This is a genomic window from Kitasatospora sp. cg17-2 (genome assembly GCF_054031055.1).
In genome coordinates this window covers 335,693-348,929 of sequence record NZ_CM132923.1, presented here as the reverse complement: position 1 = coordinate 348,929, position 13,237 = coordinate 335,693, and the positions used below count along the sequence as shown (strand labels likewise).

Annotated in this window: 10 protein-coding genes; all 10 read left to right on the top strand. The window is 73.5% G+C overall.

Features of this window, described 5'->3' with window-relative positions; genetic code table 11:
* Window positions 1-526 precede the first annotated feature (526 nt).
* The 10 genes from ACW14Y_RS01355 to ACW14Y_RS01310 all read left to right on the top strand — a co-directional run bounded on the left by ACW14Y_RS01355 (window position 527) and on the right by ACW14Y_RS01310 (window position 13,078).
* Window positions 527-2,242, top strand: a complete 1,716-nt coding sequence (locus ACW14Y_RS01355; protein WP_456985576.1) for a nickel/cobalt transporter — start codon at window positions 527-529, stop codon at window positions 2,240-2,242.
* Between the two features lie 29 nt (window positions 2,243-2,271).
* Entirely contained in the window at window positions 2,272-2,604 is a 333-nt protein-coding gene (locus tag ACW14Y_RS01350; RefSeq protein ID WP_456985575.1) for a hypothetical protein, read from the top strand.
* 179 nt (window positions 2,605-2,783) lie between these two features.
* A complete protein-coding gene (locus tag ACW14Y_RS01345) occupies window positions 2,784-3,794 on the top strand; it encodes a hypothetical protein (protein WP_456985574.1) in 1,011 nt (336 codons plus the stop codon).
* 205 nt (window positions 3,795-3,999) lie between these two features.
* Entirely contained in the window at window positions 4,000-4,902 is a 903-nt protein-coding gene (locus tag ACW14Y_RS01340; protein WP_456985573.1) for a ribosome-inactivating family protein, read from the top strand.
* Between the two features lie 258 nt (window positions 4,903-5,160).
* The gene (locus ACW14Y_RS01335) at window positions 5,161-5,871 is read left to right on the top strand and encodes a GPR1/FUN34/YaaH family transporter (RefSeq protein ID WP_380306079.1); all 711 of its coding nucleotides are present in this window, start codon (window positions 5,161-5,163) and stop codon (window positions 5,869-5,871) included.
* 22 nt (window positions 5,872-5,893) lie between these two features.
* Window positions 5,894-7,813 (top strand): amidohydrolase, encoded by a 1,920-nt coding sequence (locus ACW14Y_RS01330; protein WP_456985572.1) that lies wholly within the window; start codon window positions 5,894-5,896, stop codon window positions 7,811-7,813.
* Between the two features lie 91 nt (window positions 7,814-7,904).
* Window positions 7,905-8,579, top strand: a complete 675-nt coding sequence (locus ACW14Y_RS01325; protein WP_456985571.1) for a hydrolase — start codon at window positions 7,905-7,907, stop codon at window positions 8,577-8,579.
* Window positions 8,580-8,599: 20 nt separating this feature from the next.
* Window positions 8,600-9,103: a DoxX family protein gene (locus tag ACW14Y_RS01320; protein ID WP_456985570.1), complete on the top strand. Its 504-nt coding sequence runs from the start codon at window positions 8,600-8,602 to the stop codon at window positions 9,101-9,103.
* Window positions 9,104-9,217: 114 nt separating this feature from the next.
* Window positions 9,218-10,039: an alpha/beta fold hydrolase gene (locus tag ACW14Y_RS01315; protein ID WP_380306086.1), complete on the top strand. Its 822-nt coding sequence runs from the start codon at window positions 9,218-9,220 to the stop codon at window positions 10,037-10,039.
* 312 nt (window positions 10,040-10,351) lie between these two features.
* Complete coding sequence (locus tag ACW14Y_RS01310) at window positions 10,352-13,078, top strand: AAA family ATPase (RefSeq protein WP_456985569.1); 2,727 nt, start codon at window positions 10,352-10,354, stop codon at window positions 13,076-13,078.
* The last annotated feature ends 159 nt before the right edge of the window (window positions 13,079-13,237 follow it).

The window sequence follows — 13,237 nt, the reverse complement described above, 5'->3', positions numbered from 1 at the left end:
GGTGCTCGCTTCCGTGAAGGGACGGTGGCCGCTCCGGGCCGAACGCGGCGGCGGAGCGGGGGATTCGGCTGAGCAGCTGCACTGCGCACTGTGGACCGGATCCCGCGAGGGCTTCGTCAGCGGTGCAGGCGTGGTTGGGTGGCCTCACTCCGATGGGTCAGCGATGTCACTCGCGCAGGTGCAGACGTCCCCGTGGTGCCTCCTGTATTGCCTAGTCAAAGTAATTGCAAGCCAGATGCAACAAGGAGGCGTGGCGTGGGAGGCATCGGGGCAGCGCGGCGAGGACCGTGTGTTCGACCGATGGGAACCGGTGTCCGGGAGCGCTGCTCCGTGCGAGTGGTCCCGGCGGACGGCTCGGAACGGTGAGCGATCCGGGCCGCCCGGCAGCCCGAAGGTGATGTGGGCCCTCTCGGCCCCTTCTCTCTTCCCCTCTTCCTGCCGGGCCGGGCTTCGCCACGGTGGCCGGCCCCTTCCCCGGAGGCCCAGCGTGGCGGTCCCACGATTTCTCGCCCGGACAGGTGCGGCGGTGTCAGGCGCGCTGTGCCTGCTCGCCCTTGCCGCACCCGCCGCCGGCGCCCATCCGCTGGGGAACTTCTCCCTCAACCACTACCTCGGCTTCACCGTCCACGGCGACGACATCGAGGTCCTCGCCGTCACCGACGCAGCCGAGATCCCCACCCTCCAGGAGCAACCGAAGGTCGACCGCGACGGCGACGGCACCGTCGACGACGCCGAGCGCACCGCCTGGGCGTCCGAGCAGTGCGACCGGACCGCACGGGACCTGCGGGTGACGGCCGACCCGGCGACCTCGGCGCTGAGCTGGCGAACGGACTCCGCCCGGTTCCAGTACGAGGACGGTTCCGCGGGCCTGCGCACCAGCCGCCTGGAGTGTCTGCTGCGGGCCGAACTGCGGCTCCCGGCCGACGGCACCACCGTGCGCGTCGCCGGCGGGAGCGATCCGAACCGGGTCGGATGGAACGAGATCACCGTCCGGGGGGACGGGGCAACGGTCCAGGACTCCGACGTCCCGAGCGGATCGCTCTCCAAGGAACTGCGGGACTACCCCCGCGACCTGCTCGACAGCCCCAGCGGCGTCACCCGCGCCCGGTTCCGCGCGCTCCCCGGCGGCGGTGCGGCACCCGACCGGGGGGCGGCCGTCAGGGCGGAGGGATCCGGGCCGACGGCCTGGCTCAGCAGTCTCGACGCCCGTCTCACGGAACTCGGCGCCGCCCGACGCCTCACCGTCCCCCTCGGACTGCTCGCCGTCCTGCTGTCGATCGTCCTGGGCGCCGGGCACGCGCTGCTGCCCGGGCACGGCAAGACCGTGATGGCCGCCTACCTCGCGGGCCGCCGCGGCAGTACCCGCGACGCCGTCACCGTCGGCGCGACCGTCACGGCCACCCACACGGTCGGCGTCCTCGTCATCGGCCTGTGCCTGACCGCGTTCTCCTCGCTGGCCGGCGACGTGCTGCTCGGCTGGCTGGGCGTGGTCAGCGGCGCCCTGGTCGCCGTTGTCGGCGCCGGCCTGTTGCGCGACGCGCTCCGGCGGTCCCGCGCTGCCGGAGCGCACGAGCAGCACCTGCACTCCCACGAGGACGTGGACACCGAGCCCCGCAGGGAGCTCGCGCACGTGTCCGCGTCGCCCGCGCCGATCGAGCAGCACGGGCACCACGAGCACCACGAGCACCACGGACAGCCGCACGGCCATGGGCACGGGCACGGCCACGCCCACGCCGCTCGTTCGCACGACCACGGGCACAGCCACTCGCACGACCATCACCATCCGCACGACCACGACCACGACGACCCGCACGACCACGACGACCCGCACGGCCACGGCCACGCGCACCACCACGGCCACCGGCACGGCCTGTTCGGCGGCGGCCACCATCACCACCACGACCCGGCGGCACCGGGCCGCCGAAGCCTCATCGGCCTCGGCATCGCCGGCGGTCTGGTCCCCAGCCCGTCCGCCCTGGTGGTCCTGCTGGGCGCCGTCGCCCTCGGCCGGACGCTCTTCGGCGCGGCCCTGGTGCTCGCCTACGGCCTGGGCATGGCCGCCACCCTCACCGCCGTCGGCCTGCTGCTGGTCCGCCTGGGCGACCGGCTCAGGGGCGCGGCGGACGGCCCCGTCGTCGGCCGACTGCGCCGCGTCGCCCCGTACAGCGCCCTGCTGACGGCTCTGCTCATCCTCACCGTGGGGGTGGGGCTGGTCGTCCGCAGCTTCCCCTCGACCCTGTGAACACCCGTCCCCACCGGAGGCCGATCACCGTGACCACCCGCCGCGCGCACCTGCTGTGCCTGGTCCTCCTCGCCGCCGCGCCGCTGGCGGCGTGCGGAGCCGAGCCGAACGGGAGCTTCGACGCACAGCCCGGCACGCCGTCCCCGTCCTGCCTCCAGCACCAGAGCCAGGACCCCGGCACCAAGTACACCGGAAGGGAGAACTCCGACCCGCGGGCGGTGCTGGAGATGATGCGCTTCTACACGGCCAACGGGACCAGGACCTACTGCGACGGCAGGCCGCCGACCGACACCGACCGCCGCTGGACCGAGCTGTACGCCGAACTCGGCGGCGACACGAGCCGTGTGTCGCCGCCGAAGTAGGAGCTGACGGCCCGCCCGGCCCCCTGCGGCCCGGTGACCGGGCCCGCTCCGGGACGCCCGTATCCAGGTCGAGGCCCCAGCGGCCGTCGGGGCATCGACGGCCGCTGACCTGCTGGAACGATGTCAGAATGCCGGGGCGGACTCATGAGGTTCGTGCAGGCATGATGATGAGGACAGGAATGACCCGTACGACACCCGAGCGGCCGGTGGACGTGGAGCGGCTCTTCCCGGAGCTGGCCCGGTACCGGCGGACCGCGACCCGCCTGCACCCCAGGTCCGGGGCCCCCGGCGCGCGGGACAGTTCCGTGGGTGGACCCATGCTCTGGCCGTCCGACGAGCCGTGGCCGGTCTGCACGCACCCGCACAAGAGGAGTTCGGGTGAGCGGCTGGAGGACGTCCGGCTCCGGCGTCGGATCGAGGCCGAGGAATGGCGTCGTGCCTCGGAAGCGGGTGTCAGGCCCGCGTGGACGGACGCCGAACGGGAGGTCCTGGCCTCGCTGAAGCGCGGGCGGCACGCCCCGTGGCTGGCGAACACCGACCCGATCCCCCTGCTGGCAGTCGCCCAGCTCTACCGCCAGGACGTGCCCGACCTGTTCGGCGGGCCCGCCGACTGCGACGTGCTCCAGGTGTTCTGGTGCCCCTTCGACGCCCACGGCACCGGCCACCAGTTGGCGCTGCACCTGCGCTGGCGTCGTTCCGCCGACGTCCGTGAGGTACTGGCCGACCAGCCGGAGCCGGTGGTCGTCGGTGCGCCGGGGTACGTGCCCGACCCCTGTGTGCTGCACCCGGAGCAGGTGGTGGAGTACCAGTACGTTGACCTGCTTCCCGACCGTCTTCGCCGTCGCATGGAGAGGTGGGAGGGACCTGAGGAGGAGCGCGACGAGGAAGCGGTCGGCTACCGGAGCGACCTCTCGATCGCGCCGGGCTGGAAGGTCGGGGGGTTCGCCTCCTGGCACGTGACGGATCCGAGGCCCATGGACTGCGAATGCGGACAGCCCATGGAACCTCTCCTCACCATCGCCACCTACGAGTGCGACAGCTCCACCAGCAGCTGGATCCCTGTGGAGGACCGGGAGACCTTGGAGGGGGCGATCGGGGCGACGTCCGTCCTCGTCGGCCGGGACGGGAACCTCTACGTCTTCGTGTGCCCCCGGGATCCCGGCCACCCCCACCGGCTCAGCCTGCAGTGACACAACACAACACGGTACGAACCGCCTGACACATCGCCACCCCGTGCCCCGACCGGATCCTCCGGCCGGGGCACGGTGCTGCCTGCGCGGGCGTTCGGCCGTCGTGCACCGTGGGGACGGGGGCTGTGCGCTGGGGGCGAAGTCGGAGTGCCCGTCCGCTGGAAGGGTCGGTCACGTCCCGACCAGCACTCACAGGAGTCAACTCGTGCACCTCCACACCACAGTGGGCCGACGGCTCGTCGGCCTCCTCCTCGCGCTCGGGCTGGCGCTCGGCCTGTCGCAGGCGGCGTCGGTGCCGGCCGCGCACGCCGATCCCAGCGATTCGATCACCAAGTTCGACTGGGACATCGGCGACCTCGAATGGGGTGGCGAGGCGGCGCACTCGAATTACTGGTACGCCATCGACCAGCTCCACCGGATCAGCGGCCACGACATCCCCAACCACCCCGAGGTCGCCGCCCAGCTCGACGAGACGACGCTGCTGCCGACCCGCCTGGTCGAAGCCCGCGTCCTCACGCACGGGCAGTACCGCGGATCGCTCTACTGGTGGGCGGACAACCTCTACTTCGCCGGCTTCTACCAGCCTGCGTACGACAACCACCCGGGCACCCACTACGGATTCCCGGACGTCTGGCCCGCCGAGTTCCAGCGGGTCACCCACAGCGTCAACTTCCAGCGCCTGCCCTGGGACGGCAATTACTCCCGGCTGCCCGGCGGCGGTACGGGCGAGCGCGCCGGGCGGGCCATCGGCTACGCCAACCTCACCAACGCCCTCACCAGCATCGCGACTGCGGCCACCCGCCTCCAGCGCGACTCGAACGGCTTCGCCCGCGAGATGGTGACGATCATCCAGGCGACCTCCGAGGCCGCCCGCTTCGGTCGCATCTTCGACAACATCCGGGGCAACATCCGCAACTACACCTCGAACGCCATGGGCCCGGAGAACGTCGACCTCCAGCAGCACTGGGACGATGCGTCGACGTTCGTGTACCGGAGGCTGAGCGGCCAGACGCCGACGTTCAGCATCAGCGGGCGGACGTTCCAGACGCTGGCGGCCTTCCTCGCCTACGTCGGCTACATGGAACTCCACGCGAAGGTGCCCCGCTGATCGGGGGGATGTCACGACATCCCCCCGGGCCGGGGCCGGCCGGGGCGGTCCGCACCGGGCCGCCGTGCTCCGCGGCACCGGTGCACCCGTGGGCAAGACCGGTGCAGCCAGGGAGTACTCGGTCCCCAACCGCCTGGCTACCGTCGGCCCTGTCCTCAGCCACTCCGGCAGACCCCGGCAACAACCTCGCCGCGCCCCGGCGGACGGGACCGGTACTCCCCGGACCGCACGCCCCCTCCACCGATCGGAACAGGGACCATGACGACCAGTGAGAGTTCCCCGGCCGGAGCGCCGGACGGACGCCGCTTCGAGCCCGACCTTCGCGGCATGACCCGGATCAACCTGCGGCCGATCGCGTCGCCGATGCCGCTCGGGTTCTACACGGTCGGGATCGCCTCGGTGATGGTCGGCTGCTTCCAGCTCGGCGTCTTCGAGGACGGCGCCCGACGGGCGGTGGGCCTGGCGATCCTGCCGGCGTTCGTCCTGCAACTGGTGGTGGCGGTGTTCGCCCTCGGTGCCCGGGACGCCCTGGCAGCCACTCTGATGGCCTGCTTCTCCGGTCTCTGGCTGGCGAGTTCGCTCGTCCTGGTGGTGGATCCGGTCGGCGGTACCCGCGTCCTGGGGGTGCTGAACGCCACCTTCGCGCTGTTCGCCCTGATGATGGCGGCGGTCGCCGGCCGCAAGCGGGCGCTCTGGCTGGTGCTGTGCACCGCGGTGCCCCGGTTCGGGGTGGCCGCGCTGTCCAACCTGACCGGCGACGCCCGGCTGGGCACCCTCTCCGGCGCCCTCGGGCTGCTGCTCGCGGCCGTGGCCCTCTACACGGCGTTCGCGCTGATGCTGGAGGACATGCGGGGCGAAGAGGTCCTGCCGATCGGCCGCAGCGGTCCCGCCCACCATGCGGTGGAGGGCGGACTGACGGTCCAGCTGCGCGACCTCGAACGCCAGGCCGGCGTGCGCCGAACCCTCTGAACTCCTCCTGAAAGCGACGATCATGGCTGACTCCATGCCCGTCGGCGGCACTGTGCCCGCTGCCGGCCCGCCCCAGCACTCCGCCGACCTCGTCCTGCGCAACGCGCGGATCCACACCGGCGACCGGGCCCGGCCCGAGGCCTCCGCGCTCGCCGTCCGCGACGGCCGCGTCCTCGCCCTCGGGGACGAGTACGACGTCGCGGCCCACATCGGGCCGGACACCCGGGTGGTCGATGCTCTGGGCCGCCGCGTCGTGCCCGGACTCAACGACTCCCATCTGCACGTCATCCGCGGCGGGTTGAACTACGTACTGGAACTGCGCTGGGACGGTGTGCGCTCGCTGCGCCAGGGTCTCGCGATGCTCCGCGAGCAGGCTGCCCGTACCCCGAAGGGCCAGTGGATCCGGGTGGTCGGCGGGTGGACGGCCGAGCAGTTCGCCGAACGGCGGCTGCCCACCCCGGCTGAGCTCAATGCCGTCGCGCCGGACACCCCGGTCTTCGTCCTGCACCTCTACCAGTCGGCGGTCCTGAACCGGGCCGCCGTGCGAGCGGCCGGATTCACCCGCGACACCCCTGATCCACGTGGCGGCCAGATCGTCCGGGGTCGCGACGGCGAACCCAACGGCGTCCTGCTGGCCGCCCCCGGCGCGCTCCTGCTGTACTCGACCCTGGCGAAGGCACCCGGGCTGGACGAGGCGGACCGCAAGACCTCCACCCAGCACTTCCTGCGCGAGCTGAACCGCTTCGGACTCACCTCGGCGGTGGACGCCGCAGGCGGCTTCCAGAACTTCCCCGACAACTACGCCACCGTCGTCGAGCTCGCCCGCGAAGGACGGCTCACGCTGCGCATCGCCTATCACCTGTTCCCGCAGACAGCCGGACAGGAGCTCGACGACCTGCGCCGCTGGGTCGAAACGGTCCGCCCCGACGAGGGCGACGAGTGGCTGCGACTGAACGGCGCGGGGGAGAACCTCACCTGGGCCGCCGCCGACTTCGAGAACTTCAGCGAGCCCCGCCCGGAGCTGGAGGCCGGCTACGAGGGCCGGTTCGAGCAGGCCGTGCGGCTGCTGGTGGAGCACGGCTGGGGCTTCCGGCTGCACGCGACGTACGACGAGACGATCCGGCGCGACCTCGCGGTCTTCGAGAAGCTCGCCGCGGACGGGCTCTTCCCGGCCGGCAACCGCTGGCTCTTCGACCACGCCGAGACCGTCTCCCCGCACAGTCTGGAGCGGATCGCCGCTCTCGGCGGTGCGATCAGCGTGCAGAACCGGATGTCCTTCCAGGGGTCGGCGTTCGTCGACCGCTACGGCGCGGAGGCCGCCGCCCGGACCCCTCCGGTGACCGAGATGCTGGCGCGCGGTCTGCCGGTCGCGGCCGGTACGGACGCCACCCGGGTCTCCTCCTACAACCCCTGGGTGGCCCTGCACTGGCTGGTGACCGGGCGGACCGTCGGCGGTCGGGCGCTCTACCCGCCGCAGCGGCTGCTCTCCCGCGAGGGCGCGCTGGAGCTGTACACCCGCGGCGGCGCCCGGATCACCGGGGAGGAGGAGGTGAAGGGGCTGCTGAAGGAAGGATTCCTCGCGGACTTCGCGGTGCTCTCCCACGACTACTTCACCGTGCCCGCGGAGGACATCCCGCACATCGAGGCCGTACTCACCGTGGTGGGTGGCCGGCTCGTCCACGCGGTGGCCGAGTACGAGGGCCTGGACGAGGCGGCGGCGCCGCCGATCAGCCCCGCCTGGAGCCCGGTCGCCCGCTTCGGCGGCTACCAGGCCTCCCTGCCGCCGTCGGCCTCCTCGCCGCCGTCGGCCTCGGGCGCCCGGCAGGCCGACCGCGTGGCCGAGGTGGCGGCCGGCTCCGACGAGCAGTACCGGTGGCGGCTCGCCCGCGGGCTCGAACCCGCCGGCCCGGCCGGGTTCGTCGACCCCTGCTTCGGGGGCTGACCTGCCGCCCGTCCGACACCGCTCGACCGACAGACCGAACCCGACCGACCCGACCCACCTGACCCGATCGTCCCCTCCCAAGGAGTTGACCGTGACCGACCTTGCCTTCGACCTCGCCGACGTCTCCGCCCGGCCCAGCCCGGACCTCATCTCACCCGACAACGCGCTGATGCTGTTCGTCGACCACCAGCCGCAGATGTTCTTCGGCGCCGCGAGCGCGGACCGGGCCGGGGTCATCAACGCGACCGTCGGTCTCGCCAAGGCCGCCCGGGTCTTCGACGTGCCGGTGGTGCTCTCCACCGTCGCGGCCGAATCCTTCTCCGGCCCGATACTGCCGCAACTGCGCGCCGTCTTCCCGAAGCACGAGATCGTGGACCGCACCTCGATGAACGCCTGGGAGGACGCCGCGCTGGTCGAGGCCGTCAAGGCCACCGGCCGCCGCAAGATCGTGCTCTCCGGGCTCTGGACCGAGGTCTGCCTGGTCCTGCCGGCGCTGTCCGCGCTCGCCCAGGGGTACGAGGTGTACGTGGTCGCAGACGCCTCCGCCGGTGTCACTCCGGCCGCGCACGAACACGCCCTCCAGCGGATGACCGCCGCCGGTGCGGTGCCGGTCACCTGGCTCCAGGTGCTGCTGGAGCTCCAGCGCGACTGGGCCCGCACCGAGACCTATGCGGACACCCTGGACGTGGTCAAGGAGCACGGCGGCGCGTACGGGATGGGCGTGGTCTACGCGCAGTCCATGATCTCCCCGCACGCCGCGGGCTGAACGGGAGAAGGAACGTGACCATGGACACGGGTCTGCTCATTCTCCGCCTGGTCACCGGGCTGCTGATCGCCGGCCACGGCATCCAGAAGGTCAGCTTCCGGCTCGACGGCAGCGGCCTGGCCGGCGGCACGGAGGAGTTCCGGCACGACGGCTTCCGCGGGGGGACCCTCACCGCCCTGGCGGCCGGAGCCGGCCAGATCGGCTCGGGTCTGGTGCTGGCCGCCGGTGCGCTGACCCCGCTCGCGGCGGCCGGCGCGGCCGGGGTGATGACGGTCGCCCTGACCGTGAAGTGGCCGCACGGCCTCTGGGTGCAGAAGGACGGCTACGAGTACCCGCTCGTGCTGATCGTCGTCGCCACCGTACTCGCACTCACCGGGCCCGGCCGCTACTCCGTCGACCAGGCCCTGGGCCTGGCGCCCTGGGCCGCCTGGTGGGTCGCGGTCACCCTGCTCGGCGGCGTCGGCAGCGGACTCGCCGTCCGCGCCCTGCTGCACCGCCCCGAGCCGGTGGCCCCCAACCGCTGAGACCGGCTCCGTCTCCTCCCACCTCCAACGGCCCGCCCACCGCACGCGGTGGGACCACCTACTCCGGCCCGGCCCACCGGGCCCGGCCGTACCACCGACACCGAAAGGCACACCATGCCCTACATCACGCTCTCCGACGGTTCGCAGAAGTTCTTCAAGGACTGGGGCACCGGTCGTCCGGTCGTCCTCTCGCACGGCTGGCCGCTGAACGCCGACGCGTGGGACAGCCTCGCCGTCGCCGTCGCCGAGGCCGGCTACCGGGTCGTCGCCCACGACCGGCGCGGGCACGGCCGCTCCGAGCAGACCTGGGACGGCAACCACATGGACCAGTACGCGGACGACCTGGCCGAACTGTTGGAGCAGCTCGACCTCACGGACGCCGTCCTGGTCGGCCACTCCACCGGTGGCGGCGAGGTGGCCCGCTACCTCGGCCGCCACGGCAGCGGCCGGGTGCGCAAGGCCGTGCTGCTGGGCGCCGTGCCGCCGCTGATGCTGCGGACCGGGGCGAACCCCGAGGGCACGCCGATCGAGGCCTTCGACGGAATCCGGGCCGGCGTCGCCGCCGACCGGTCGCAGTTCTACTACGACCTCAGCGAGGCTTTCTTCGGCTTCAACCGGCCCGGCGCCGAGGTTTCCGAGGGCAAGCGCCGCGAGTTCTGGCTCCAGGGCATGCAGGCCGGCCTCAAGGGCGCCCTCGACTGCGTGGAGGCGTTCTCGGAGACCGACTTCACCGAGGACCTCCAGAAGATCGACATCCCGGTCCTGGTCGCCCACGGCGACGACGACCAGATCGTCCCGATCGCCGCTTCCGCCGAGAAGGCCGTCAAGCTGCTCTCCCAGGGCGTCCTCAAGGTCTACCCGGGCGCCCCGCACGGCCTGGTCGGCGCCTACGAGGCCGCGTTCACCAAGGACCTGCTGGAGTTCGTCGGCGCCTGACCCGCGCCGGCCGCGGCCTGCCGTTCCTGACCCGCGTTCCGATGCTCCGGCTGACGGTTCCGCCGGTACATCGTTCACGCACCACTGCGGTGCCGACCGCCCCACGGGCCCCTCACCTGCGCCGACGCGCGGCCGAGGGGCCCGTGGGCGTCCCCGGCCCGGGCACGCGCACGGCTGACGGGCGGTTAGCCTTGACCCTGCCCGGCGACGGGTCGCCGTCGGGCGACCCGGCCTGCCGGCTGCCGCGCACAAGCGTGGGCAGAACGATCCGCGGCCCCCCTCCGGGCGGCCGCCGGCCCCGGGGGAGCGACGGTGTGGGAGAGCTGCGACCCGCACCCGATAGGTCGGCGGCGGGAGACGGACCTGCTGGACGCGGCACTCGCCCGGGCGGCCGACGGCGCCGGCGGTTCGGCGGTGCTGGTGCGGGGCGAGCCCGGCGTGGGCAAGAGCACACTGCTGGAGCGGACGGCCCGCGAGGCGGGTGAGCGCGGGTTCACCGTCCTGCGGGCGGTCGGCGCCGAGGCGGAGACCGACTTCGCGTTCGGGGCGCTGCACCAGGCGCTCTGGGCCCCGTTGAGCGACTCCCGCACGCTCTCGGTCCATCAGCGGGAGGCACTCGAAAGCGCCCTGGGCATCCAGGCCGGTGCGGCGCCGAGCGGGTTCGCCGTCGGCGCCGCAGCCCTGGCCCTGCTGGCCGAGCTGTCGCAGGGCGGGCCGCTCCTCCTGCTGCTGGACGACCTGCACTGGATCGACTCCTCCAGCGCCACGGTGTTCGCGTTCGTGCGCCGGCGCTGCGCGGAGCTGCCCCTGGTGGTCGTCGGCGCGACCCGGCCCGGTGGCCCGGTGGCGCAGTCGTGGTCGGCCGAGCCCGTCGAGGTACGGGCGCTCCCCGAGCCGGACGCCGCCCTGCTGCTGCACCGCAACCACCCGCAGCTGGCGGAGACCACCGCCCGGCGGGTCCTGCGGGAGGCCGCCGGGAACCCGCTGGCACTGGTCGAGCTGCCGCGCCAGCTGGCCGCGGAGCAGCAGCGGGGCGTCGTCCCGCTGCCGGAGCGGCTGCCGCTGGGCCGCCGGCTGGAGCGGATGTTCGCCGGGCGGCTGGCCGCGGTGACCCCGGCGGCCGGGCGACTGCTGCTGCTGGCGGCCCTGGCCGCCGGGCCGGACTCCTCCGGCGGGATCTGGCTGCGGGCCGTCGCCGGCGAAGACGCACGGGAGGCCCTGGAACAGGTCGAGGCAAGCGGCCTGGCCCGACTGGACGCGGCCGGGCGGCTGGTCTTCCGTCACCCGCTGGTGCGTACGGCGGTGATCTGGGCAGCCTCGCCGGCCGCCCGGCGCGAGGCCCACCGCGAGCTCGCCGACTGCCTGGCACCGGAGGACCCGCAGCGACTGGTCCACGAGGCGTCGGCGGCGCTGTTCCCGGACGAGGACCTGGCCGGCCGTCTCCAGGAGGCCGGCAGCCGACTGGCCCGCCGGGGCGGCGACGCGGAAGGGGCACTGCTGCTGGACCGCGCCGCCGCGCTCAGCGCCGACGCCGACGAGCGCGCCCGGCGGCTCACCTGGGCGGCCGTGATGGCCGCCCGCGGCGGTCAACTGCGCTACACCGCGGCCCTGGTGGACGAGCTGAGAAGCCGGCCGGTGCCGCCCGACATCGCGCCGCTGTTCGCCTACGCGGTGGTCTACGTCGACCAGAGCCACCGGATCGACTTCGAGTCGGCCGCCGCGCTGCTGCCCGCGGCCCTGGACGCGCTGACCGCCCCCGGCGCCGACCCCTTCGACGGGCTGGCCGAGCAGGTCTTCTTCAAACTGCTGCTCACCGCGACCTACACCGACGACCCGAGGGCCTGGCAGGCGCTGGACCGCCACCGTGCACACGTCTCGGAGCCCGCCCGGCTCTGCCACCGGACCTGGCTGGATCCGGCCCGGACCGCCCGCGGGGTGGCCCGGGAGCTGGGCGCGGTGGTCGACCGGATGAGCGAGGCGCAGGAGGCGGGCGCGGCCTGGCTGCTGCTCTGGACCGCCTCGGCGGTCGACGTGGCCGACGGCGACCTGTGGCGGCGCTTCACCGGCCTGCACGGCTACGCCACCCAGGGCTCGGTCGCGAAGGCCAAGTGCTACCAGGACTTCCTGCGCGGCCGCTGGGACCGCGCGGCCGTCTGCCTGCGCGAGGCCGAGGCGGCGGAGGAGCTCGGCTACCACTGCAATGCGCTGCTGTTCCGGTACTACCACGCGCACTTCCTCGCCGGCCGGGGCGACGACACGGGGCTGGCGGCCGCGACGGAGCTGATCCGGCCGGTGGCGGCCCGCGCCGGGATGAGGTTCGTACTGGACCGGCTGACCCATCTGGAGGGACTCGCCGCTCTGGCGCACGGGCGGTACGAAGAGGCGTACACACACTTCACCGGGCTGACCCCGGGCGGGCGACTGCCCGGCGGCCTGCCCTGGTTCCACCAGCTGGCCTTCGACCTGGCCGAGGCCGCCGCGCACACCGGTCGGCGCGGCGAGGTCCGCGCCCTCGTCGCCGCGGGGTCGGCCGAGCGGCCCGGAGAGATCTCCGGCCACCACGCCTTCCTGTTCGCCGCGGCGGCCGCCCTGACGGCCGAGGACGACACGGCCGACGAGGCCTACCGCGTCGCGTACCGGACACCGGGCGCCGAGCAGTGGGTCTTCGAACTCGCCCGGCTGCGGCTGGCTCACGGCTCGTGGCTGCGCCGACGGCACCGGGCCGAGGCGCGCGAGGTGCTCCGCGCGGCGCACCGGGCCTTCCGGCGGCTGCAGGCGGAGCCGTGGGCCCTCCGCTGCGAGGAGGAGCTGCGCGCCGCCGGCGGACCGGTCGCCCCGGAGCCGCACCGGGTGGCCGAGGCGTTGACCGGTCAGGAACTGCGCATCGCCCGGCTCGCCGCGTCGGGCCTGAGCAACAAGGAGATCGGCCACCGGCTCGGGCTCTCGCACCGTACCGTCGCGGCGCACCTGTACAAGGTGTTCCCCAAGCTCGGTATCGCCTCGCGGGCGGCACTCACCCGCGCGCTGGAGGGCCACTGAGGCTGTGGGGCCGGCCCGCGCGCCTTCCGAGCCCGACGTCGGTGCCGGTGCCGACGCCGCCCACTGTGCTCGTCGTGCACTCCGTCGTGCCTGACGGCGCACGGTCGCCCGTACCCGGCAGCGCGACAGTCAGATGACCTAGGCGACCCCGCGCTCCCC